Raw genomic sequence first — 23,030 nt, 5'->3', positions numbered from 1 at the left:
GCGGATGTGGGGCTGGGTACGCAACGTCGCGGTCACGCTTTTCCTGGTTCTGCCGGCCACTGCCGCCGGTGACGAGAGCGATCCGGAACGCTGGCTCGACCGGATGACCGAAAGCCTGCACCTGCAGAGTTACGAAGGAACCTTCGTGTTCCAGCGAGGTGATCGGATCGATACCGTCCGGGTGGTGCATGCGGCGGACGAGGGCGGTTATCGGGAACGCCTGCAGACTCTGACCGGGTCGGCCCGCGAAGTGGTTCGGTCGGTGGATCGCTTGAGTGCTCTGAAAGGCGCTCGTGCCGAAGGCGAGCGTGCAGGGGAAGGCGCACCGCAATGGCCTCCCGCGATCGCTGGGGCACTGGTCCGGGCCAGCGACCGCTATCAGCTGCAATCGCCGGGGTTCGACCGCATCGCCGGTTTCCCCTGTTACCTGCTGCAGGCGAAGGCCCGCGACGAATTGCGGTACAGCCACACCTACTGTCTGCATCGCGAAACGGGGTTGCCGCTTCTCAGCGAACTGATCGACTCGGGCGGCCAGTTGCTCGAGCGGATGGTATTCACCGAACTCGAATTCCTCGACGTCGTGTTCGAAGACGCCCTGCAGGCGCGGGGATGCGATGCGCGGCATATCGATGTGCGCGTTCCGTCCGAAGATACGCTGCAGCAAGCGGCCCACGATCAGTGGTCGTTCGAGGATCTGCCGCCGGGGTTCACGCCGGTGATCGTGACCGAGCGTTCCTTCGGTCCGGATGCTCCGCCGTCGCTGCACTTCGTGCTGAGCGACGGCCTTGCGACCGTGTCGGTCTATGTCGACGCGTCCGACCAGGTGTCCGAAACCTTCGAGGGCGCGACCCGGTCGGGGGCTACGCATGCCGTGGCCCGGCCGCTTTCTGGCCACCAGCTTACGGTGGTGGGCGAAGTGCCGAGGCAGACAGCGGAGTGGATTGCCGGTTCCGCGCGCTACCTGGGTGACGACGCCCCGGATCCGGGGCGCTGACCGCCGTTCTGTCGATGACGGCGTGGATCGAGGAACGGGGGGTGGTTCTGGCGGCCGACGCACAGTGGGCCACCGTCCGCGTGCAGCGCCAATCGACCTGCGGCTCCTGTTCGGCGCGCAGCGGGTGTGGCAATGGCGTACTCGCTCAGGTGCTGGGGCGCCGGGAACTGGAACTGCGGCTGCCCAATCAGCAGCACGGTCTGCACAGCGGCGATCGAGTGATCCTGGGGATCGAGGATCGCGCGCTGGTTTCGGGCGCGTTCGCGATGTACCTGCTGCCGCTGGTCGGGTTGATTGCGATCCCGGCCGTTGCGGGTCGGGTGGTTCCGGAAATTGCGGAGGGTTGGCTCGTGCTCGCGGGGGCGGCGGGATTCGCGGCGGGCCTTCTGGCTGTGCGCCGCTGGCTGCGAGGGCAGAGCGGGCGCCTTGAACCGGTGTTACTGGGGGTGGAGTCCGTCCGGACACAGGTTCCGGGCGGGAACTGACGGCCGTACGGCCGTCGTGCAGGGCGGGGTCTCCGGCGTCGCCCGGAGTAACGGTGGGATCGGCATCCCGTGACTACTGTAATCGGTAGTTGCACGGGTTCGGGAACTCGCGCAGATGCCCGCCCTCTAGACTCGTACGAAACGGACCCTGAAGGTGGATATGAAAATGTATCGTTGGTTTGTACTTGCGGTCGTGCTGATCGCTTTCTCGGCCCCGGTGGCTGCGGGCCATCTCCCCGATTTCGTGCCGTTGGCCGAAAAATACAGCCCGGCCGTGGTGAATATTTCCTCGACGCGGGAACGCGCGACCGCCGAGGAAGGCCGGCAGATGCCGGATCTTCCCGAGGGCATGCCCTTCGGCGACCTGCTCGAGCGATTCTTCGGCGAGCGCGGCATGCCGCAGCCGTTCGAGCGCGAGCGTGCGTCGCTGGGCTCCGGTTTCATCTACACGCAGGATGGGTACATCCTGACCAACCACCACGTGGTCGAAGGGGCCTCCGAGATCGTGGTGCGGCTGTCGGACCGGCGCGTGTTCACGGCTGAGCTCGTGGGCTCCGATCCCCAGAGCGACGTGGCGGTATTGAAGATCGACGCCGATGATCTGCCGACATTGAAGCTCGGATCGTCCGAACGGCTCCGGGTCGGCGAATGGGTGCTCGCGATCGGTTCGCCATTCGGTTTCGACCACTCGGTGACGGCCGGTATCGTCAGTGCGAAGGGGCGCAGCCTGCCTTCGGACAACTACGTGCCCTTCATCCAGACCGACGTCGCGATCAATCCCGGGAACTCGGGTGGCCCGCTGTTCAACCTGGACGGCGAGGTGGTCGGCATCAATTCCCAGATCTACAGCCGCACGGGCGGGTTCATGGGGCTGTCGTTCGCGATTCCGATCGAAATGGCGGTCGAAGTCGCCGAGCAGTTGCGCAAGACCGGAACGGTGACGCGCGGTTGGCTGGGTGTGCTGATTCAGGAGGTCACGCGCGAACTCGCCGATTCCTTCGGGATGTCGCGTCCCACCGGTGCGCTGGTCGCGCAGGTGCAGCCGAACAGCCCTGCCGAGCGGGCCGGGTTCCAGACCGGTGACGTGATTTTGCGATTCAATGGCATCGACGTGCCTCGCTCCAGCGCGCTGCCGCCGATCGTCGGGCGTACCCCGGTCGGTTCCGAAGTCGAGGTCGACGTGCGCCGCGGCAGCGAGGAGATCGTGATCGAGGTCACCATCGATGCGCTGCCCGAGGAGATTGCAGCCGGCCGGGGGGCGCCGCCGCGCACCACCCAACCGCAGGCCCTGCTGGGCATGCAGATCGAGCCGTTGAGCGCGGAGGAGCGCTCGGCACTGGGTCTGGGCGATACCGGCGTCCGGGTGCGCGAGGTCACCGGCAACCCGGCGCGCGCCGCCGGGATCGTCGCCGGTGATGTGATCGCCCAGTTCGGTGGGGAGGCCGTGACCTCGCCGGAAGACCTCGAGGAAAAGGCGAATGCGGCCGAGCCCGGCCGCTCGGTTGCCGTATTGATCCATCGCGATGGCAACCCCGTGTTCATCGCGATGCGTATTCCCGCCCCGTGATGGGCGAGTGGTACCGGGCCGCGGCCGGGCCCTGCCGGCGGCGGCCCGGCCCAGCGGGCGGCTGAGCAGCATGCCGGATTCCGGCAGCCGCCGGCAGGTCGCACGCCTGACGTTGTATTACCGGGAAGGCTGCGGACTCTGCGAGCAGATGCTCGCAGAGCTTTCCGTGCTGCAAAGTCGGTATACTTTCGCGCTCGAGCGTATCGACATCGATGAAGATCCACGCCTGGTGGCCCGTTTCAATGCGCTGGTCCCGGTGCTGGCGGTGGACGGTGAGATCCTCTGCTGCCACTACCTCGATACGTCTGCACTGATCGACGAGCTGACCCGGCATGACTGACACCCGACTGACACGCAACTTTTCGATCATCGCCCACATCGACCACGGCAAATCGACCCTCGCGGACCGGCTGATCCAGGTCTGCGGCGGCTTGACCGAGCGGGAAATGGCCGAGCAGGTGCTCGACTCGATGGACCTCGAGCGCGAGCGCGGGATTACCATCAAGGCGCAGAGCGTATCGCTGTTCTACGACGCGGCCGACGGCCAGCGCTATCAGCTGAACTTCATCGACACGCCTGGGCATGTCGATTTTTCCTACGAAGTGTCGCGTTCGCTCGCGGCCTGCGAGGGCGCGTTGCTGGTGGTCGACGCATCCCAGGGCGTCGAGGCGCAAAGCGTCGCCAACTGCTACACCGCGATCGACCAGGGCCTGGAAGTCGTGCCGGTGCTGAACAAGATCGACCTGCCGGCCGCGGAACCGGACCGGGTCGCAACCGAAATCGAGGACGTGATCGGCATCGAGGCGGCGAACGCGATCCGGGTGTCGGCGAAGACCGGAGTCGGCATACCGGAGCTGCTGGAGGAACTGGTGCGGCGGATCCCACCGCCGCAGGGCAACCCGGATGCGCCGCTGCAGGCGCTGGTCATCGACTCGTGGTACGACAACTATCTGGGCGTGGTCGCCCTGGTGCGGGTCAAGGCCGGCCAGCTGCACGCGAAGCGCCGGATCAGCGCGATGTCGGTCGGGCGCCTCTACGAGGTCGACCGGGTCGGGGTGTTCACCCCGAAGCCGGTCGACCGGCCGTTTCTCGACGTCGGCGATGTCGGCTACGTGATCGCGAGCATCAAGGACATCACCGGGGCGAAGGTCGGCGACACCTTCACCGACGCGCAGAACCCTGCCGCAAGCCCTCTGCCCGGATTCCAGGAGGTGCAGCCGCGCGTCTTCGCGGGCCTGTTTCCGATCAGTGCCGAGGCCTTCAACGATCTGCGCGACGCTCTCGACAAGCTGCGCCTGAACGACGCCTCGCTGCAGTTCGAGCCGGAGACTTCACAGGCCCTCGGATTCGGATTCCGCTGCGGCTTTCTCGGAATGCTGCACATGGAAATCGTGCAGGAGCGGCTCGAGCGCGAATACAACCTGGATCTGATCAGCACTGCGCCCACGGTGGTCTACGAAGTGGCAAAGACCGATGGCGAGGTGGTGCCGGTGCACAATCCGTCGGAACTGCCGCCTGCCAACGAGGTGGCGGAAATCCGCGAACCGGTGATCCTGGCGAATATCCTGGTGCCGCAGGAATACGTCGGGGCGGTGATGACGCTTTGCCAGGAGAAGCGGGGCGTACAGGTGAAGATGCAGTACCTCGGGCGGCAGGTGGCACTCGGGTACGAAATGCCGATGTCGGAAGTGGTGCTGGATTTCTTCGATCGCCTGAAGTCTTCGACCAAGGGCTATGCCTCCTTCGATTATCAACCCCTTCGCTTCCAGGCGGCGCCGCTGGTCCGGGTGGACATCCTGATCAACGGCGAGCGGGTCGACGCCCTTTCGGTGATTCTGCACCGCGATCAGGCCCAGACACGCGGTCGCGAACTGACCGAGCGCATGTGTGGCATCATTCCGCGCCAGATGTTCGAGGTCGCGATCCAGGCGGCGATCGGTTCCAAGGTCATCGCCCGTTCCACGGTGAAGGCTCTGCGCAAGAACGTGCTCGCGAAGTGCTACGGCGGCGACGTGAGCCGCAAGCGCAAGCTGCTGGAAAAACAGAAGGCGGGCAAGCGCCGCATGAAGCAGATCGGCCGTGTCGACGTGCCGCAGGAGGCCTTCCTGGCCGTGCTCTCGACCGCGGAGAAACAAGGATGACCGACCGGCGGGAACAGACGGTCTTCCGGGGTATCGTATTCGTTTGCGACAACAGGGTTGTGTTATGACGCTCAGCTTGGAGCTGATTTTGGTACTCGCCACGCTGGTGACGGGGCTGATCTGGTTGGGCTGGGCGGTGCTCCGTCGCCTGGGCAGCGAGGAGCGGCGCAGGAGTATGCCTTGGTACGTCGACTACTCGCGCTCGTTCTTTCCGGTATTGCTGATCGTGCTGGTGTTGCGTTCCTTTGTCGCCGAGCCGTTCCGGATTCCGTCGGGGTCGATGATGCCGACGCTGCTGGTCGGCGATTTCATCTTGGTGAACAAGTTCTCCTACGGCGTGCGCCTGCCGGTGACGCGCAGCGTGATCCTGGAGACCGGGAAGCCAGAACGGGGCGACGTGGCGGTGTTCAAGTACCCCCGCAATCCTGCCGAGGACTACATCAAGCGGGTGCTCGGCGTGCCGGGCGACGTCATCGAGTTCCGTGACCGCCGGCTTTACGTGAACGGCGAACCGCAAGAGACCGAGGAGCTTGGCACCTATAGCGGCGTCGGGTCGGGAAGCATGATGACCGGCGCACAGCGCTACCGTGAATACCTCGGTGACACCCCGCACGAGATCCTGATGTGGGAGGACCACCCGGGGCTCAGCGGGTCCGTGAGGGTTCCGGAAGGGCACTACTTCATGGTGGGCGACAACCGCGACAATAGCAACGACAGCCGGATGTGGGGCTTCGTGTCCGAGGATCTTCTGGTCGGCCGTGCGCTCTTTATCTGGTTGAACTGGGATTACAATGGCGGGCACTGGGATTTTTCCCGGATCGGCAATCGGATTCGTTGATTCGAGACGGCGGGGGCGGTCGCAATGATGACAACCAGACGACAGATGCAGGGTGCCGGGGCGCTGACGGTGATTGCGCTGCTGCTGTTTGCGCTGCTGATCGGGACCTTCGTCCTGACCATGGGCAAGGACTACATGCAGTACTGGACGGTGCGCAGCATCGCGATCGATGTCGCGAAGACGCCGGGGGCCGCAGAGCGCACCTCACATCAGCTGTGGAACGAGATCGAGCGGCGCCTCGCCATCAACTCGATCTACGATAACGTCGAGCGCGAGAACTTCACGTTCGAAGACGATGGCGGCGGGCGCCACATGGTGCTGTCCTACGAGGTACGCCGGCCGTTCTTCGGCAACCTCGACCTGGTGGCCAATTTCCAGCGCCGCGATACGCTCTCGCCTTGATCATGACCGTGCGCGCCCACCGCGTTGCCAATGCCGTTGTCCCGAGCTGAGTCGCCACTGTGCGCCCGGCCCGCAGCAGTGGCTGCGGGCGATTTCCGGCGCCTGCTTCCCGAGGCGCTGCGCGCGGGCGCGGCGCTGGAACAGGCGTTGACCCATCGCAGCGCCGGCAGCCGCCACAATGAACGCATGGAGTTCCTCGGCGACGCGGTGCTGGGACTGGTGATCGCCGATGCCTTGTACGAGCGCCTGCCGGATGCTCCGGAAGGGGATCTGACGCGTCTGCGCGCGGCGCTGGTCAACCGGACGGCGCTCGCGGAACTCGCCCGCGCTGCCGGCCTGGAAGGGGCGCTGACGCTGGGACAGGGGGAACGAAAGAGCGGTGGCCAGCGGCGTGAATCCATCCTCGCCGACACGCTCGAGGCACTGATCGGCGCCACCTACCATGCCGCGGGTTTCGAGGCGGCTCGGGCGTTCGTGCTGCGTCTCTATGCCGAACGGCTCAGCGACTTGCCGAGCGCCGAGTCGCTGAAGGATCCGAAGACGCGCCTGCAGGAGTGGCTGCAGGGGCGTGGCGAGGCCCTGCCCGAGTACCGGGTGCTGGAGATCTCCGGGCCGGATCACCGGCGCCAGTTCGTGGTCGAGGTCTGGCTGCCGAGCCAGGGTTGGGGGCAGCGCGGTGCCGGCTCGGGGCGGCGCCGGGCCGAACAGGCGGCAGCAGAAGCGGCGCTGGAACGGCTGCGGCGGGAAGCGAGGCGATGATGGATCGGGAAAACACCGAGAGCACGCGTTGCGGGCTGGTCGCGTTGGTCGGCCGGCCGAACGTCGGCAAGACGACGCTGATGAACCGCCTGCTCGGCGAGAAACTCGCCGCGACCACGCGCAAGCCGCATACGACGCGCCACCGGATTCTCGGGATCGTCACGCAGGGTGCCGACCAGATGGTCCTGATGGACACGCCGGGGATCGATGTCGAGCCCCGCAAGCGGATGAACCAGTTGCTGACCCGGACCGCAGTATCGGCGCTGGGTGACGCGGATATCGTCTGCTTCATCGTCGAGGCGCTGCGCTTCGACGCTGGCGACGAGCATGTGTTGAAACTGCTGCGGGCCTCGGGCCGGCCCGCGCTGCTCGTGGTCAACAAGGTCGACCGGGTCGGCGACAAATCCGCGCTGCTGCCGTTCCTCGAGGCCCGGGCGCAGGAATTCGACTACCTCGGCGTGGTACCGCTCTCCGGCCGTACCGGCCAGAACCTGCAGGGGTTGGTCGACGAACTGCGCCGGTATCTGCCGCCCGGGCCGTTCCTCTACGACCCGGATCAGCTCAGCGACCGGCCCGAGCGTTTCCGCGCCGAGGAAATGATCCGCGAGGCGCTGCTGGAACGCCTCGGCCAGGAGCTTCCGTACGCGGTCGCGGTGCGCGTCGAAGGCTGGGAGGACCGCCCCGGGATCACCCACATCGACGCGCTGATCGTGGTCGAGCGCGAGAGTCAGAAGGGAATCGTGATCGGCAAGGGCGGTCACATGCTCAAGCGCGTCGGCCAGGCCGCACGCGAGCAGCTGGAGGCGCTGCTCGGACGCAAGATCATGCTGCGCCTGACCGTGCGCGTCGAGTCGGGCTGGTCGCAGAGCGACCGGGCGTTGCGCGAACTGGGCATCGACGAGACGCGGTGACCGGGGCGCAGGGGGAACTGGCGCAGGGCTTCGTATTGCACGCGCGCCCGTTTCGGGAGAACAGCCGGATTCTGGAACTGATCACCGCCAGCGCCGGGCGGGTCACCGTGCTGGCGCGCAGCCGCTCGGGAAGCCTGCGTCCGTTCGTGTTGCTGGACCTGGCGTGGCGTGGGCGTGGCGAACTGCCGAACCTGTCGGTGGGCGAGGAGCGGCGGGTGTTCCCGCTGGCCGGCCGCGCGCTGGTCTGCGCCTTGTACCTCAACGAACTGGTGCTGCGGCTGATTCCCCGCGATGCCCGGGAGGGCGGCGTCGTGCCCATCCTCGAGCAGGCCTATGGCGGCTTGCTGGCTGCCGAACGGTTGGAGTATCCGTTGCGCGCCGCGGAATGGGCGCTGCTGTGCCTGATCGACTCCGGCCTCGAGCACCTTGCGGCCGAGGGCGTGAACCCAGCCGACTACTACGACTACAGGCCGGAACTGGGCCTGAGCGGACCGCTGCCCCGGAACCGCCCCGGCGCGGTATCCGGGGCAGTGCTGCTCGCGCTCGCCAGCGGCGCCGGCGTCCCCGATAATGCCCAACGCGCGGCGCGCGATTTCATGCGCCGGCTGATCGACGCACATCTGGACGGCCGGGAATTGCACACCCGCCGTCTGCTTTGACAGGAACAAGTCCGCATGAATGCCGCCATCTCCGCGAATCCCGATCACTTGCGCCTCGGGGTCAATCTCGACCATATCGCGACCATTCGCCAGGCGCGCCGGACACCCTATCCGGATCTGATGCACGCGGTGCGTCTGGCCGAGGCCAGCGGTGCCGACTCGATCACCTTGCATCTGCGCGAGGATCGTCGTCATATCCAGGACGACGACGTGTTCGGGATCAAACCGCGGCTGGTGCGGCCGCTGAATCTGGAGATGGCCGCAACCGAGGGCATGCAGGCCATTGCACTGAAGCTGCGCCCCGAGGCCTGCTGCATCGTTCCGGAACGCCGCGAGGAACTCACCACCGAGGGCGGTCTGGACGCGTATGGGCAGCGCGAGCGGCTGCGCGAGTTCGTGCAGCCGCTGACGGCCGCCGGAATCGAGGTATCGCTGTTCGTCGAGCCGGATGTCCGCCAGCTCGAGGCGGCGGTCGCGATCGGCGCGCCGGTGGTCGAGCTGCACACCGGGGCCTACGCGAATGCCGGGACCGTCGAGGAACGCGAACGGCTGCTGCACGGCCTGTTCGAGGCGGCGCGCGCCGGTCACGAGCTGGGGCTGGTGATCAACGCGGGGCACGGGCTGGACTACGACAACGTGCGGCCGGTCGCCGCGAACCGGCTGTTCCACGAGCTCAATATCGGCCATTCGATCATCGCGCGCGCGCTGTTCACCGGGCTGCCGGAAGCGGTGAGCCAGATGCGCAGCATCCTGGACGCCGCGCGCCGCGTCGCGGCCTGACGTCCAGGCGTTGGCTGCGATGATCCTCGGAGTCGGGACTGATCTGGTGCGGGTGGAACGCCTGGGTGCGATGCTGCAACGCCACCGGGCGCGGTTGCTGCAGCGCGTGCTGCATCCGCAGGAGCAGGCGGAACTGCCCGTGGTGCGTCCGGAGGCGTTCGTCGCCCGCCGGTTTGCCGCGAAGGAAGCGTTGGCCAAGGCGTTCGGTTGCGGAATCGGCCGCGATATGGCGCTGCACGAGGTATGGGTTACGCACGACGCGAGGGGACGCCCGGAGTTCGAACTGACCGGTTCGGCTGCGCGCACCGCCGCGCGTCTGGGTGTGGCCCGCATCCATCTCAGCATCAGCGACGAACACCAGTACGCCCAGGCCTTCGTCGTCGTCGAAGGGGAGCGCTGAACGGAAGCGGCGGCATCGACGATCGCGCCGGCCGCAGATCCTCCCGCGATGTTCGATGCCGGTATACTGTCGCGCCATGACCGATCCGAATCCCCATTTCTATCCGACACTGGAACAGTTCGTCGGCAACACGCCATTGGTGCGCCTGCAGCGCCTTGCGGCAGGTCTGCCGTCGACGGTGCTGGTAAAGCTCGAGGGCAACAACCCGGCGGGTTCGGTGAAAGACCGGCCGGCGCTGAACATGATCCTGGGCGCCGAGAGGCGCGGCGAGATCCAACCGGGCGATACGCTGATCGAGGCGACCAGCGGCAACACCGGGATTGCGCTGGCGATGGTCGCCGCGATCAAGGGCTACCGGATGATCCTGATCATGCCGGAGAACATGTCGGCCGAACGGCGTGCCGCGATGAGGGCGTTCGGTGCCGAGATCGTGCTGGTCAGCCGCGAACAGAGCATGGAAGGTGCCCGCGACCTGGCCCAGCAAATGGCGCGCGAAGGCCGGGGCCGGGTGCTGGACCAGTTCGCGAACCCCGACAACCCCGACGCCCATTACCGTGGCACCGGTCCCGAGATCTGGCGCGACACGCGGGGCGAGGTCACCCACTTCGTGTCGTCGATGGGGACCACCGGCACGATCATGGGCACCTCGCGCTACCTGAAGGAGCGCAATCCCGGGGTGCGGATCGTCGGCGTTCAGCCCACCGAAGGGTCGTCGATTCCCGGTATCCGGCGCTGGCCGCAGGAATACCTGCCCTCGATTTTCGATGCGTCGCAAATCGACCGCACGCTGGATGTGAGCCAGCAGGACGCCGAGACGACCATGCGCCGGCTGGCAGCCGAGGAGGGGATCTTCGCCGGCGTTTCGTCGGGCGGCGCGGTGGCCGCGGCTTTGCGGGTGGCCGCGGAGGTCGACGGTGGCACCGTGGTCGCGATCGTCTGCGACCGGGGCGACCGCTACATCTCGACCGGCGTGTTCCCCGCATGAGCGGGCCGGTGCTGGTGTTCGACCTCGAGACCGTTCCCGACATCGAGGGCGGTCGGAAGCTGCACGATTTCGACGGTCTGTCGGACGCCGAGGTGGCCGAAGCCCTGTTCGCGCTACGCCGGGTCAAGACCGGCTCCGAGTTTCTCGCTCACCCGCTGCACCGGGTCGTGTCGATCGGGGTGCTCTACCAGGGCGGCGACCAGATGAAGCTCTCGGCCTTCGGGCGCAACACCGACGACGAGGCGGAGTTGCTGCGCCAGTTCTTCGATGTGATCGAGAAGCGCACGCCGACGCTGGTCAGCTGGAATGGCGGCGGCTTCGACCTGCCGGTGCTGCACTATCGGGCGCTGCTGCATGGCGTGCAGGCGCCGCGCTACTGGGACCAGGGCGACGACGACCGCAGCTTCCGGTACAACAACTACCTGAACCGTTTCCACTGGCGCCACATTGACCTGATGGACGTGCTCGCCGCCTACCAGCCCCGTGCCAGCGCCGGGCTGGACATGATCGCGTCGCTGCTGGGTTTTCCCGGCAAGCTGGGCATGGACGGCAGCCAGGTCTGGCCTGCCTGGCGCGATGGCGACCGCGAGCGTATTCACGACTACGTGGAACATGACGTGCTGAACACCTACCTCGTCTACCTGCGCTTCGAACGGATGCGTGGCGGGCTCAGCCCCGAGATGCACGAGCGTCGGGAAGCGCAGCTGCGCGACTATCTCGCCACTGCCGGACGCCCGAACCTGGACGCCTTCCTGGCCGCCTGGGACGGCGTGTCCCCCGTTTACGGAAGCACATGAAGATCGACCGCAGTCCGTTCGAGCTGGTGATCGAGGATCTGACCCTGGAAGGGCAGGGGGTCGGCCGGCGTGCTGGCAAGGCCTGTTTCGTCGACGGTGCATTGCCCGGCGAGCGCGTGCGCGCGGTGCAGACCGGGTGCAAGCGCAACTTCGACACCGCGCGTCTGGATGCGGTCCTCGAGCCCGCCGCCGAGCGCGTCGAGCCGCACTGCGCCTGGTTCGGCGTCTGCGGCGGCTGCCGATTGATGCACGCCGACATCGCGCTGCAGCGGCGGCTGAAGGAGCGCAGTCTGTTCGAGACGCTGGCGCGGATCGGCCACGTGCAGCCCGAACGCCGGCTGGAACCGCTGACCGGCGCCGATCTGGGCTACCGGCGCACGGCCCGGCTCGGGGTGAAATACGTCGCGAAGAAAGGGGGAACCCTGGTCGGCTTCCGCGAACGCGGCGGGCGGTACCTGGCCGACATGCGCGACTGCCCGGTGCTGCACCCGGCGCTCGGCGGGCGGATCGCGAAACTGCGGGAATTCATCGACGGGCTCGATGCCCGCGAGCGGATTCCCCAGATCGAGGCGGCGGTCGATGATGCCGGCACCACCGCGCTGGTGTTCCGCCATCTGCAGCCACTGTCGGTGCCGGATCTGGACCGGCTGGCCGCGTTCGCGGAGGCCGAGGGCGTGCAACTGTACCTGCAGCCCGGCGGACCCGATTCCGTGCAGTTTCACGCCGGACCCGCGGCAGAACTGCACTATGCCCACCCGGAGTTCGGGCTGCAGGTGGAATTCCAGCCACTCGATTTCATCCAGGTGCACGCCGGGATCAATCGGGACATGGTGCTCCGGGCCCTCGACCTGCTCGCGCTTACGCCGGAGTCGCGGGTGCTCGATCTGTATTGCGGGCTGGGCAACTTCACGCTGCCGCTGGCGCAACGGGCGCGCGAAGTGCTCGGGGTCGAGGGTGATGCCGTGATGCTCGACCGAGCGCGTGCCAACGCCGAGGCGCAGGGGATCGGCAACACCCGGTATCGGCGCGCCAACCTGGAGGATCCGGCGCTGGCCGATGCAGCCTGGCTGCAGGAGCCATTCGACCGGGTGCTGCTGGATCCGCCGCGTACCGGCGCTGCGGCGGTCGTCGCTGCGCTGGGGCCGCGTGCCATCCCGCGGCTGGTCTATGTGTCCTGCAACCCGGCGACGTTGGCGCGCGACGCGGGCGAACTGGTGCAGCGTTTCGGCTATCGCCTCGAGGCCGCGGGGATCATGGACATGTTTCCGCACACCGCGCATGTCGAGTCGATGGCGCTGTTCACCCGCGGCTGATCGCGGCGCTTTGTTTCATGGCTTCGGGGCAGGCGGTATCATCGGCACTCCGTACGCGATCGCACGGCGCCGGCGCCGGCGCCGGGGCGCGGCAGCGGCGTCGCAGTGAAGCCGCAACGCAGGGTTCCCGGGCGCCGGGATTTCTTCCGGCGCCGGTACCGGAAGGGATGCGCGGCCTGCGTACCGGGTGGGTGACGGATCGGCGAGCCGGTGCTGTGCGCGTATTCTTGGGGAGATCCGAATGCTCGAAATCGTGAAGGCAGGCGGCTGGCTGATGGTGCCGATCCTGCTGTGTTCGGTCATCGCGATGGCCATCGTGCTCGAGCGCCTGTGGTCGCTGCGCCGTTCGCGCGTGGTGCCGGGCGGTTTGTTGCTGACCGTCTGGGAGCAGACCCGCGGCAGCGGTCCCGGCGGTGAGGTTCAGTTGCAGCGCCTGCGTGCCCGCTCGCCGCTGGGGCAGGTGCTCGCGGCCGGACTCGCCGCGCAGAACCATTCGCGCGAGGTCATGAAGGAAACGATCGAGGAAACCGGCCGGCGCGTGGCGCACGAACTCGAGCGGTTTCTGAATACGCTGGGCACGATCGCGATGATCACGCCGCTGCTGGGGCTGTTGGGCACGGTGGTCGGCATGATCGAGGTCTTCACTGTGATTACCGACGTCGGCGTTGGCAGTCCGCGGGACCTCGCCGGAGGCATTTCGCAGGCCCTGGTGACGACCGCAGCCGGCATCGGCGTCGCGATTCCGACGCTGATCTTTCATCGCTATTTTCGCGGAAGGGTCGACGAACTCGTGCTGGAAATGGAGATGGAGGCTGTGAAGCTGGTCGAGGTGATCCACGGCGAGCGCAGCGCCTCGGTCGGGGTGAGTGCGTGAACTTCCGGCGCCGCAGGGACGACGAGGCGGGGATCAACCTGACCCCGCTGATCGACGTGGTGTTCCTGCTGCTGATCTTCTTCATGGTTTCCACCACTTTCGAACGGCATGCCGACATCCAGCTCCAGCTGCCGTCGGCCGACCGCGAGCCGGCGCTCGCGGAGCGTGCGTGGGTGGATATCCTGATCGACGCCACCGGCGAGTACTACGTCGATGGACAAGAACTCGTGAACCGCCGCCCGGAGACGCTGGAACGGATGCTGGAGCAGGTGCTGCGCGACCGCGCCGGGGACCCGGTGCTGATCCGGGCCGACGCAGCGGCCAGCCATCAGGCGGTGGTCACCGCGCTGGATGTGGTTGGCCGTCTCGGCATCACCGCGGTCTCGATCGCGACCATCGGCCGGACGGCAGACGATGACTGACCAGGGACGACCAGGCTACGACACCGGGTGGCGCGTCTATCGGCGCCTGCTCTCCTACGCGTTCCAGTACTGGCCGCTGCTGATCATCGCGACGGTCACGATGGTCATTATGGCGATGACCGAGGCCGGTTTCGCCGCATTGATGAAGCCGCTGATGGACGAGTCCTTCGGCGTCGACGAAAGCGACTTCGCGCGCTGGATCCCGCTGCTGCTGATCGTCCTGTTTGCGGTCCGTGGCGTCGCCGAGTTCGGCGCCACCTACTCGATGCGCTACGTCGGCCGCCAGGTGGTGAAACGGCTGCGCACGGAGCTGTTCGAACGCTTGCTGGTGATGCCGGTGCAGCGCTTTCAGCATCAGTCCAGCGGCGAGCTGATCTCCCGCCTCACCTACAATGTGGAACAGGTGGCCAGCGCTGCGACCGACGGCTTCAGCGTGCTGGTGAAGGACAGCCTGACGATCCTGGTGCTGCTGGCCTGGATGTTCTACCTCAGTGCGGCGCTGACGATGACCGTGCTGGTGATCGTGCCGGCGGTCGTGCTGCTGGTGAACGTGGTCACGAGGCAGTTCCGGCGCCTGTCGCACCGCATTCAGGGCAACATGAGCGACGTGACCCACGTGACCCAGGAAGTGATCGAGGGCCACCGGGTCGTTCGGATCTTCGGCGGTGAACCCTTCGAGCGCGAACGTTTCGAGGGGATCAACGAAGGCAACCGCCGGCTGCACATGCGCATGGAGGGCGTGAAGGCTGCGTATGTGCCGATCATCCAGTTCATCGTGGCGCTGGTGCTCGCGTTCATCATCTGGATGGCGACCTCCGACTCGCTGGCCGACGACATCACGGCCGGAACCTTCGTCTCGTTCCTGACCGCGATGCTGCTGTTGCTGACCCCGATCCGGCGTCTGAGCACGATCAACGCGACCCTGCAGCGGGGCATCGCGGCCGGGCAGAACATTTTCGCCGTGCTCGACGAGGCGCCGGAACGCGATACCGGGCATACCCCGATGGAGGGCGCCCGCGGGGCGCTGCGCTTCGAGCAGGTGAGCTTCCGGTACGAGGCCGGAGGCCCGGACGTGCTGAAGGACATCGACCTGGCGATCGAGCCCGGCGAGAACGTGGCGCTGGTCGGGCGCTCCGGCAGTGGCAAGACGACGCTGGTCAACCTGCTGCCGCGGTTCTTCACGCCGACGCGGGGACGCATTCTGCTGGACGGGCACGATCTTTCGGACCTGCGGCTGCGCGATCTCCGGCGCCAGATCGCGTACGTGGGCCAGCACGTCACGCTGTTTGCCGACACGGTTGCGAACAACATCGCCTACGGGCGCGTCGGAACGACGCTGGACGAAATCCGCAAGGCGGCGGCAGCAGCACATGCGCTGGATTTCATCGAGCAGCTGCCGGACGGCTTCGATACCGAAATCGGCGAGAACGGGGTCCTGCTGTCCGGTGGCCAGCGGCAACGCCTGGCCATTGCCCGGGCGCTGCTGCGCGATGCGCCTCTGCTGATCCTGGACGAGGCGACGTCGGCGCTCGACAACGAGTCCGAGCGCAAGGTGCAGGCGGCGCTGGCCAATCTGATGCATACGCGCACGACGCTGATCATCGCCCATCGCCTGTCGACGATCGAACACGCCGACCGCATCCTGGTGCTCGATGCAGGGCGCATCGTCGAACAGGGGCAGCATGCCGATCTGCTGGCCCGTGATGGCATCTACACGCACCTGTACCGGCTTCAGTTCCGCGAAGCCTAGCCGCCTGTCGGACTTGGGCTGCTCCTGCTGCGCCGGTGGGAAGAGCGGTGCATTTTTCCCTGATTCCTCGTTACATAGAACCACTATGCGCCTCGAAATCATCAAGAACTGCCCTCGCTCCCCCATGCGGCTCGGTCCTCTGCGCAAACGGCGCGGGGTCGACCGCAGCCTGGCGGTCCGGATCGACCGGGTCCGGACATGGTAGAGCAGTGGCTGTGGCGCCAGTGGAGCTATCGCGGCCCGTTCGCGGCCGCGATGTTTCCGCTGTCGCTGCTGTATGCGGGGATCGCGAGCTGGCGGCGCAGTCGGCTCGAGGACACCCAGCGTCACGTGGTGCTGCCGCTGAAAGCGGTGATCGTCGTCGGTAACCTGACGGTAGGGGGCAGCGGCAAGACGCCGATGTCCGCCTGGCTGGCGCAGAGTCTCCTGCGGGCCGGCTATCGTCCGGGTATCGTGAGCCGGGGCTATGGCCGCCGCAATGCGCACGCGAGTCTCCCGGTGCACCCCGGCGCCGACCCGTCGGCAGTCGGTGACGAGCCGATCCTGCTGGCCCTGCGCACCGGCGTTCCGGTCTGGGTCGACCGGGATCGGGTGCGTGGCGCGCGTGCCCTGGCCACGCAGGGCGTCGACGTGGTGATCTCGGACGACGGCCTGCAGCACCACCGGCTTCCGCGTGACATCAGCATCGTGATGCTCGACGGCAAGCGCCGTCTGGGCAACGGCCTGTGTCTGCCCGCGGGGCCGCTGCGCGAATCCGGGTCTGCATTGGCGCGGGCGGATTTCGTGGTGGTCACCGACGGCAGCCCGCAGCCGGGCGAATACGCGATGCGCCTGGAAACGCCGGGTACGGTATCGAGTGTCGGCCAGCACGGCGTCCACCGTCCGCTGCGCGAGATTGCCGGCCGACCGGCGCACGCAGTCGCGGGCATCGCCGATCCCGAGCGATTCTTTACCGCGCTCGAAGCCGAGGGCGTCGACGTGATCCGGCATCCGTTCCCCGACCACCACCGCTTCCATGCTCGGGACATCGATTTCGGCGATCCCTACCCGGTACTGATGACCGAGAAGGATGCCGTAAAATGCCGCGAGTTTGCCGACGAGCGCCACTGGTATTGGCCGGTGTCGGCGCGGCCCGATCCCGCCTTCGAACCGGCGCTGCTGAGGCGCCTGGAATCCACGATACGGCTGAAATACCTGGGGTAATCACGATGGACAAGCGTCTGCTCGAAATTCTCGTCTGCCCGGTCACGAAGGGGCCGCTCCACTACGATCGCGACGCGAACGAGTTGATCTCGGTCTCCGCCGGCCTGGCCTACCCGATCCGGGATGACATTCCGGTGATGCTGGAGGAGGAAGCCCGCGTATTGTCGGAAGAAGAAAAGAAGCGCTGGCGCGAGCAATGATGCCGGCGCAGGCCGAGTGGACGGGCCTTGTGGCGCCCGACGCGGCGCCGGTGTGGCCAGAGGCATGAGTGCCGAGCCCTTCATTGTGGTGATCCCGGCACGAATGGCCTCGAGCCGGCTGCCCGGAAAGCCCCTGGTCGCGGTTGCCGGGCGGCCGCTGATCGCCCACGTGGTTGCGCGCGCCCGCGAGAGCAGCGCGGCACGGGTGATCGTGGCCAGCGACGACGCCCGCGTGCTCGATGTGGCCCATGCCAGTGGTGCGGAAGCCTGCTGGACCCCCTCGGATCTGCCCTCCGGAACCGACCGGATCGCGGCGGTCGCGGCAGAGCAGCGCTGGCCCGATGCAACCTGCGTGGTCAACCTGCAGGGCGATGAACCGCTGACGCCGGGCACGTTGCTGGACGAACTCGCGGCTTTGCTCGCGCGTCATCCCCGGGCCGATATGGCGACTCTTGGGGTTCCGATCCGCAGTGCCGAGGATCTGCACGATCCGAACCAGGTGAAGCTGGTGACCGATGCCGCGGGCAGGGCGCTGTACTTTTCGCGGGCACCGATCCCCTGGGACCGTGAGGCCGCGCGCGCCGGGCACAGCCCGGATCTGACGCAGGCGCGCAGGCACCTGGGGCTCTATGCCTACCGTGCCCGGTTTCTCCGAAGACTCACCGCGGAACCGCCCGCTGCGCTGGAACGGATCGAACAGCTCGAGCAGCTGCGTGCGTTGGCCATCGGCGCCTGGATCCAGGTCGGAATCGTCGACGCACCGGTGCCCGCCGGGGTCGATACCCCGGAGGACGTCGAGCGGCTGGAGCGCCTCATGGCCGCAACGGCGCAGGTCTGATCAAACCGAGCCGGACGGGTATCTGGCCCAGCCGGCCGAAGGTGAGATCCGGCGTGGGCTCGCGCTGCGCCCAGGGCATGGTGCCCGGGTTGAACCAGCCGGCATGCAGGCCGGCGTTGCGCGCACCCAGCACGTCGCAGACGGCGTCGTCGCCGATATGCAGCATGGATTCGGGCCGAACGCCCGCGCGGCGGGCGGCAGCGCGGAAAATTTCCGGATCCGGCTTGGCGGCGCCCGCCTCGGCTGCCGGCAGCGCGAAATCGAAGTACGGTCCGAGCGGGGTACGGAACACGTCCGCGTTGCCGTTGCTGATTGCGCCGATCTGGAAATGCCGGGACAGCGTGTCCAGTACCGATGCGGCTTCGGGGTCCGGGTCGACCTCGTTGCGGGCCTCCCAGAACACGTCGAACCCCTCCGATTCCAGGCGCGCGGGGTTGGCACCGGTCTCGAGCGCAAGCGCGCGCAGCCAGCGTTTGCGCAGGCGGGTCAGGTCGTGGCGCTCCGACGCAGGAGCGGCGCGCATGAAACCGCTGCGGGCGTCGATCAATGCCTGCGGTGTGTAGCGTTCGCAGACCTGTGGAGCGTGGATCCGCAACCAATCGTAAAAGCGCGCCTCGGCCCGGTGGATTGCGGGCATCACCGGCCACAGCGTGTCGTCCAGATCGAAGGTAATGCAGCGCACGCGCACCTGGATCGCGGCCACCGCAGCAGGATGGGCGTTCATGGATTGGGATTCTAGCGGGTCGCGAGGCAGTCTTCGCCAAACCCACACGGATCGGCCGCCGGCTGGCGGACATTTCGGCGCTGGATCGCAGCATCGGCCGGAACACGCACTGGCGGCAGGGATGGGTTTCCATGCTTCGGGCCATCGGTCAGAATGCGATCACGACTCGTGACGATGTCTCCTGGTGCGACCAGGCTGCGCCGGAATCCGCGGAAGCGCGGGTGGGATTGCCGCAACGCCGCCGGGCATGTGCGTCGGCCACGCGGCAGAAGGGGATCGGCACGGGCACTGAGACCGGGGGCGATTATCAGGGGCGGCGTTATCGATGACCCAAGCGACTTTCGAATCCGTGCTTTCCGGGGACGGGCTGAGCGAGCTGCGTGCGGCGGTACAGCGTAACTGCGACATTGCCGACGCCGAACATGCCGGGAACTACTCCCTGTGCACGTATCTGCTGAAGATGCGCGAGTTTTACCGCTGGGAACGACGCCTGCCGTTCTCGGCCGCGTTGAACCACCAGGAGGTCGGAGACTGGGTCAGCCAACGCGAACAGGGCTGGGAACAGCTGGAAGGGCTGGCCCCGGAGGCGCTGCCGCTCGGCGCGACCCGCCACGACCCGTTCGACCAGGATGCGGTGAACCGCCGGCTGGATCCGCACGGGCTGGTGTACGGGGCCGGCTATGGACGCGGCGCCCGCCCGCTGTTCTTCCTGGGCGCGCTGCTGCGGCGCGAGGATTTCGACGACTACCGGGTCTATATCGTTGGCGAGGAAAGCGCCCGCGACCTGGCGGCACCGCCGGCGATGTCGCGCGGAAACCTGATCTTCGTACGCCGCGAGTCGGTGCGCCGGCTATTGTTCGAAACCGTCGAGGCCTGGCAGATGCGCGGCGCGCCGGCGGACGATCCGCTGGCGCGGGCGCTCCGGGCCTATGGCTTTGATGCGGCGGATCCCGCGACGCTGGAGCGGATGACCGACAGCGAGGTCGAGGCGGCGGTTTGGCACGAGGTCGGCGAGGTGCTTGCGGGGCAACGGCTCGGGCCGGCCTGGCAGCAGCGCGTGCTCGAGGTCGCCGGCAGTCGGGGCGAGGTGGTCGCCCGGGCGGTTCGGGACCACCTGGCCGACTGCCTGACGACACTGCCGGCGTTGCTCGAAGACGGTGCGGACGGCGCGATTCACTTCTACTTCGCGAACCTGACCGGTATGCGCGCGCTGTTGTTTCCGCAGCTGCGCGATGCCTACGATCGCTGGGTCGCCGGGGCGCCGCTGGCAGTGTTGAAGGCCCAGGTGGCTCCGGCACGCGAACACTGGCTTGCCGTCGCACGCCGTTTCCTGGAGGAGTCCCCGGACGGCTGGCCGGTCGAAGACGACCGGTTGGCCGAGTTGCAGCCGAACCTGCGGGTCCGGACCTGAACCGCGGCACGCGGCACAACTTCGAAAGGCCACGATGCTGATCACCCTACCCAAGGTCCTCGATGCCGCACAGCTCGAGCGCGTGCGGACCGTGCTGGCCGACATGCCGTTCGTCGATGGGCGAGCCTCGGCCGGCGGCGATGCGCGCCGAGTGAAAGCGAACCAGGAAGCGGACCCGGCGGACCAGCGCATCGCGCAGCTGAACCAGTGGGTGCTGCTCCCGCTGTATCGCCACCCGCGGTTCCAGGCGGCCGCGCAGCCGCGGCGCCTGTCGGGGGCGTTCTTCGCGCGCTACCAGCCGGGAATGAGCTATGGCCCGCATGTCGACGACCCGGTGATGGGACCCGAAGGCGGGCGTTACCGCTCGGACGTGTCGGTGACGGTGTTCCTGAACGAGGCGGACCGCTATGGCGGCGGCGAACTCGTGATCGAAACCGAGTTCGGCGAGCAGCAGGTGAAACTGGGGGCTGGCGATGCGGTGATCTACCCGTCGTCGAGCCTGCACCGGGTTCTGCCGGTGACCCATGGCGAGCGGTTGGTCGCGGTGGCCTGGGCCGAATCGATGGTGCGCGAGCCGGAACGCCGGCGCCTGTTGTTCGATCTCCAGCAGGTCGAAGACGCCCTCCGCGACCAGGACCCCGAAGGCGACCTGACGCGCCGGACCGGCCGGATCCGCGCCAACCTGATGCGGATGTGGGCCGAGGTCTGATGGTACCCGAACGCGCGCTGTGGCCGCGGCCCTCCCCCGGTACCAATAGTGCAGCGCACCGGGGTGAAACGCGGCAGCCGGCCGTCGTTGCCGCCCGTCAGTCCTTGATCGGCGGCGCGTTCAGGCCATCCGGCGGACGATAGTTGGGATCGTTCGGGTTCATGAAGATGAAGCGGTGCTCGCCGGGTTCCAGCTCGACGTAATCGAGCACGGCGTTCTTCAACAGCTCGACGCTGCCCGGTTCGACCACCAGGTTCACGCCGCTGCTCTTGAAGGTCAGGTCGCTGTCCTTCTCGTGCTCCTCGAAGCCCATGCCGTAGTCGATGCCGCCGTCCGGGCTGCGCTTCGCGGCAAGCCGCAGCGAAGCCCCTTCGATGCCGCTCTGCTGCGCCGATTCCTTGATCTGCTTTGCAGCCGCAGGGGTAATCGTGATCATGCGTTACTCCTTGTTCGAATTGGGGTGCGTCTGGAGCGGTCCGCTTGCACGCCGCGTACGAATGCGACAAAGCGGTCCGCCCAGGGATTCTGCGCACTGTGCCGCAGATGGCTGTAACTCGCCAGCAGGTTCCGGTACACGATGCCGTCGTGGCGGCCGTCGATCCCATGCCCCCGCAGCACCCGGTACGCATAGACGGTGCCGGCGGGCATCGGTTCCAGCGCCGAGTAATGAAACTCGTGGGCACCGAACGCGAACGGACGGGAATCCGGGACGTCAGGCGCCGAATCGGCGGCGGGCCAGGGCAGCTGTCCGGTTTCTTCCAGACGCACATAGCCGCGGCCCTGGGGTCGGGCGTGCATCACCACTTCGCCCGGCAATACGCCCGCCATCGCGCAGCGTGTTCCGTTCCAGGTGATGCCCCGGGCCAGATACATCAATCCGCCGCACTCGGCGTAGGCCGGCAGGCCGGATTCGATCGCGGCGCGCACAGATTCCCGCATCGATGCATTGGCCTCCAGTTCCCGCATGCGGCTCTCGGGAAAGCCGCCGCCGATGAACAGGCCGTCCGCCGGCGGCAACTCGGTGTCCTGCAGCGCGTCGAAGAACAGCAGCTCCGCTCCGGCCTGTTCCAGTGCCTCGAGGTCGGTTGCGTAGTAGAAGCCGAAGGCCGCGTCGCGCGCGACCGCGATTCGGACCCGCGCCGCGTCGGGCGCAGGGGCGGTGGCGGGCGCGCGTGGCAGGGGAGGCGCCGTCTGCCCGAGCCCGCCGATCCGCTGCACGTCGACCTCGGCTTCGATCACGCGCGCCAGGCGCTGGATCTGCGCGTCGGCTGCGGCGTGCTCGTTGCTCGGGATCAGGCCGAGATGGCGTTCCAGAATCTGGAGGTCGGCGTTCTCGGACACCATGCCCAATACCGGGATGTCGGTGTAGTGCTCGATCACCGCGCGCAGCTTCGATCCGTGGCGGCTGCCGCCGACCCGGTTCAGGATCACGCCGGCGATCTGGATGTCGCGTTCGAACGCCTGGTAGCCGAGCAGCAGTGGCGCGACGCCGCGGGTCACGCCGCGGCTGTCGATCACCAGCACGACCGGGGCCTGCAGCAGCCGGGCGAGCGCGGCGTTGCTGTTGGACCCTTCGAGATCCAGCCCGTCGTACAGGCCCTTGTTGCCCTCGATCAGCGCGACATCGCTCGCTCCGGTCCGGGTGCCGACCGCTTCCCGGATCTCCTGGTGCGACATGGTGTTGAAATCGAGATTGACGCAGGGCCGGCCGGCCGCACGGCCGAGCCAGAGTGGGTCGATGTAGTCGGGACCCTTCTTGAACGGTTGGACCGGCTGCCCGCGCGCGGCGAGCGCCGCGCACAGGCCGGTCGAGATCGTGGTCTTTCCGGACGACTTGTGCGCGGCGGAGATCAGCAACCGGGCCATGC

At 67.3% G+C, this 23,030-nt stretch carries 26 protein-coding genes; 23 read left to right on the top strand and 3 right to left on the bottom strand.

All coding sequences use genetic code 11. From position 1 onward, the window contains the following. Positions 1–4: 4 nt before the first annotated feature. The 21 genes from THITH_RS11780 (at position 5) to kdsB (ending at position 18,318) form a co-directional block, all read left to right on the top strand. Positions 5–994, top strand: a complete 990-nt coding sequence (locus THITH_RS11780; protein WP_006747877.1) for a MucB/RseB C-terminal domain-containing protein — start codon at positions 5–7, stop codon at positions 992–994. 14 nt (positions 995–1,008) lie between these two features. After that, positions 1,009–1,479, top strand: coding sequence for a SoxR reducing system RseC family protein (locus tag THITH_RS11775; RefSeq protein WP_006747878.1), 471 nt, complete (start codon positions 1,009–1,011; stop codon positions 1,477–1,479). A gap of 160 nt (positions 1,480–1,639) precedes the next feature. Beyond that, positions 1,640–3,046, top strand: a complete 1,407-nt coding sequence (locus THITH_RS11770; protein WP_041483440.1) for a DegQ family serine endoprotease — start codon at positions 1,640–1,642, stop codon at positions 3,044–3,046. A gap of 70 nt (positions 3,047–3,116) precedes the next feature. Then, the gene (locus THITH_RS11765; RefSeq protein WP_006747880.1) at positions 3,117–3,386 is read left to right on the top strand and encodes a glutaredoxin family protein; all 270 of its coding nucleotides are present in this window, start codon (positions 3,117–3,119) and stop codon (positions 3,384–3,386) included. Next, positions 3,379–5,187: a translation elongation factor 4 gene (gene lepA / locus THITH_RS11760; protein ID WP_006747881.1), complete on the top strand. Its 1,809-nt coding sequence runs from the start codon at positions 3,379–3,381 to the stop codon at positions 5,185–5,187. The genes THITH_RS11765 and lepA overlap by 8 nt, the downstream gene beginning before the upstream one ends. 64 nt (positions 5,188–5,251) lie before the next feature. Further along, positions 5,252–6,025: a signal peptidase I gene (lepB, locus tag THITH_RS11755; protein ID WP_006747882.1), complete on the top strand. Its 774-nt coding sequence runs from the start codon at positions 5,252–5,254 to the stop codon at positions 6,023–6,025. Positions 6,026–6,049: 24 nt separating this feature from the next. After that, positions 6,050–6,427 carry a DUF4845 domain-containing protein gene (locus THITH_RS11750; protein ID WP_006747883.1) on the top strand — a complete coding sequence of 126 codons (378 nt, stop codon included), beginning with the start codon at positions 6,050–6,052 and terminating at the stop codon, positions 6,425–6,427. Between the two features lie 30 nt (positions 6,428–6,457). Further along, on the top strand, positions 6,458–7,186 hold the full coding sequence (rnc, locus tag THITH_RS11745) for a ribonuclease III (RefSeq protein ID WP_006747884.1): 729 nt from the start codon (positions 6,458–6,460) through the stop codon (positions 7,184–7,186). Further along, positions 7,183–8,097 carry a GTPase Era gene (era, locus tag THITH_RS11740; RefSeq protein WP_025367524.1) on the top strand — a complete coding sequence of 305 codons (915 nt, stop codon included), beginning with the start codon at positions 7,183–7,185 and terminating at the stop codon, positions 8,095–8,097. Before rnc ends, era begins: the two co-directional genes overlap by 4 nt. After that, entirely contained in the window at positions 8,094–8,756 is a 663-nt protein-coding gene (recO, locus tag THITH_RS11735; protein WP_006747886.1) for a DNA repair protein RecO, read from the top strand. The genes era and recO overlap by 4 nt, the downstream gene beginning before the upstream one ends. 15 nt (positions 8,757–8,771) lie before the next feature. Next, on the top strand, positions 8,772–9,536 hold the full coding sequence (locus THITH_RS11730) for a pyridoxine 5'-phosphate synthase (RefSeq protein WP_006747887.1): 765 nt from the start codon (positions 8,772–8,774) through the stop codon (positions 9,534–9,536). A gap of 19 nt (positions 9,537–9,555) precedes the next feature. Beyond that, positions 9,556–9,936: a holo-ACP synthase gene (locus tag THITH_RS11725; RefSeq protein ID WP_006747888.1), complete on the top strand. Its 381-nt coding sequence runs from the start codon at positions 9,556–9,558 to the stop codon at positions 9,934–9,936. 76 nt (positions 9,937–10,012) lie between these two features. After that, positions 10,013–10,921 (top strand): cysteine synthase CysM, encoded by a 909-nt coding sequence (gene cysM, locus THITH_RS11720; RefSeq protein WP_025367522.1) that lies wholly within the window; start codon positions 10,013–10,015, stop codon positions 10,919–10,921. Next, positions 10,918–11,718 carry a 3'-5' exonuclease gene (locus THITH_RS11715; RefSeq protein WP_006747890.1) on the top strand — a complete coding sequence of 267 codons (801 nt, stop codon included), beginning with the start codon at positions 10,918–10,920 and terminating at the stop codon, positions 11,716–11,718. Before cysM ends, THITH_RS11715 begins: the two co-directional genes overlap by 4 nt. Then, positions 11,715–13,031: a 23S rRNA (uracil(1939)-C(5))-methyltransferase RlmD gene (gene rlmD, locus THITH_RS11710; protein WP_006747891.1), complete on the top strand. Its 1,317-nt coding sequence runs from the start codon at positions 11,715–11,717 to the stop codon at positions 13,029–13,031. Before THITH_RS11715 ends, rlmD begins: the two co-directional genes overlap by 4 nt. A gap of 241 nt (positions 13,032–13,272) precedes the next feature. Next, entirely contained in the window at positions 13,273–13,905 is a 633-nt protein-coding gene (locus tag THITH_RS11705; RefSeq protein ID WP_006747892.1) for a MotA/TolQ/ExbB proton channel family protein, read from the top strand. Further along, complete coding sequence (locus THITH_RS11700) at positions 13,902–14,327, top strand: ExbD/TolR family protein (RefSeq protein ID WP_006747893.1); 426 nt, start codon at positions 13,902–13,904, stop codon at positions 14,325–14,327. The genes THITH_RS11705 and THITH_RS11700 overlap by 4 nt, the downstream gene beginning before the upstream one ends. Further along, complete coding sequence (gene msbA / locus THITH_RS11695) at positions 14,320–16,077, top strand: lipid A export permease/ATP-binding protein MsbA (protein ID WP_006747894.1); 1,758 nt, start codon at positions 14,320–14,322, stop codon at positions 16,075–16,077. Before THITH_RS11700 ends, msbA begins: the two co-directional genes overlap by 8 nt. Before the next feature lie 198 nt (positions 16,078–16,275). Further along, a complete protein-coding gene (lpxK, locus tag THITH_RS11690) occupies positions 16,276–17,280 on the top strand; it encodes a tetraacyldisaccharide 4'-kinase (protein WP_006747895.1) in 1,005 nt (334 codons plus the stop codon). Positions 17,281–17,285: 5 nt separating this feature from the next. Next, entirely contained in the window at positions 17,286–17,480 is a 195-nt protein-coding gene (locus THITH_RS11685; RefSeq protein ID WP_006747896.1) for a Trm112 family protein, read from the top strand. Between the two features lie 64 nt (positions 17,481–17,544). Beyond that, positions 17,545–18,318 (top strand): 3-deoxy-manno-octulosonate cytidylyltransferase, encoded by a 774-nt coding sequence (gene kdsB / locus THITH_RS11680; protein ID WP_006747897.1) that lies wholly within the window; start codon positions 17,545–17,547, stop codon positions 18,316–18,318. Here the strand turns inward: kdsB and THITH_RS11675 are convergent. Continuing rightward, positions 18,293–19,042, bottom strand: a complete 750-nt coding sequence (locus THITH_RS11675; protein WP_006747898.1) for an HAD family hydrolase — start codon at positions 19,040–19,042, stop codon at positions 18,293–18,295. The genes kdsB and THITH_RS11675 overlap by 26 nt on opposite strands. 325 nt (positions 19,043–19,367) lie before the next feature. Here THITH_RS11675 and THITH_RS11670 point away from each other — a divergent pair, with 325 nt between their 5' ends. Continuing rightward, entirely contained in the window at positions 19,368–20,453 is a 1,086-nt protein-coding gene (locus THITH_RS11670; RefSeq protein WP_006747899.1) for an Sfum_1244 family protein, read from the top strand. A 34-nt stretch (positions 20,454–20,487) separates the two neighbouring features. Continuing rightward, positions 20,488–21,162 (top strand): Fe2+-dependent dioxygenase, encoded by a 675-nt coding sequence (locus THITH_RS11665; protein ID WP_006747900.1) that lies wholly within the window; start codon positions 20,488–20,490, stop codon positions 21,160–21,162. Between the two features lie 97 nt (positions 21,163–21,259). Here the strand turns inward: THITH_RS11665 and THITH_RS11660 are convergent, their stop codons facing one another. Both THITH_RS11660 and THITH_RS11655 read right to left on the bottom strand, forming a co-directional pair. Further along, on the bottom strand, positions 21,260–21,598 hold the full coding sequence (locus THITH_RS11660; RefSeq protein ID WP_006747901.1) for a HesB/IscA family protein: 339 nt from the start codon (positions 21,596–21,598) through the stop codon (positions 21,260–21,262). Beyond that, a complete protein-coding gene (locus THITH_RS11655) occupies positions 21,595–23,028 on the bottom strand; it encodes a cobyrinate a,c-diamide synthase (protein ID WP_006747902.1) in 1,434 nt (477 codons plus the stop codon). The genes THITH_RS11660 and THITH_RS11655 overlap by 4 nt, the downstream gene beginning before the upstream one ends. Between the last annotated feature and the right edge of the window lie 2 nt (positions 23,029–23,030).

The organism is Thioalkalivibrio paradoxus ARh 1, assembly GCF_000227685.2.
Taxonomy (GTDB): Bacteria; Pseudomonadota; Gammaproteobacteria; order Ectothiorhodospirales; family Ectothiorhodospiraceae; genus Thioalkalivibrio; species Thioalkalivibrio paradoxus.
This window is presented reverse-complemented; position numbering and strand designations above follow the sequence as displayed.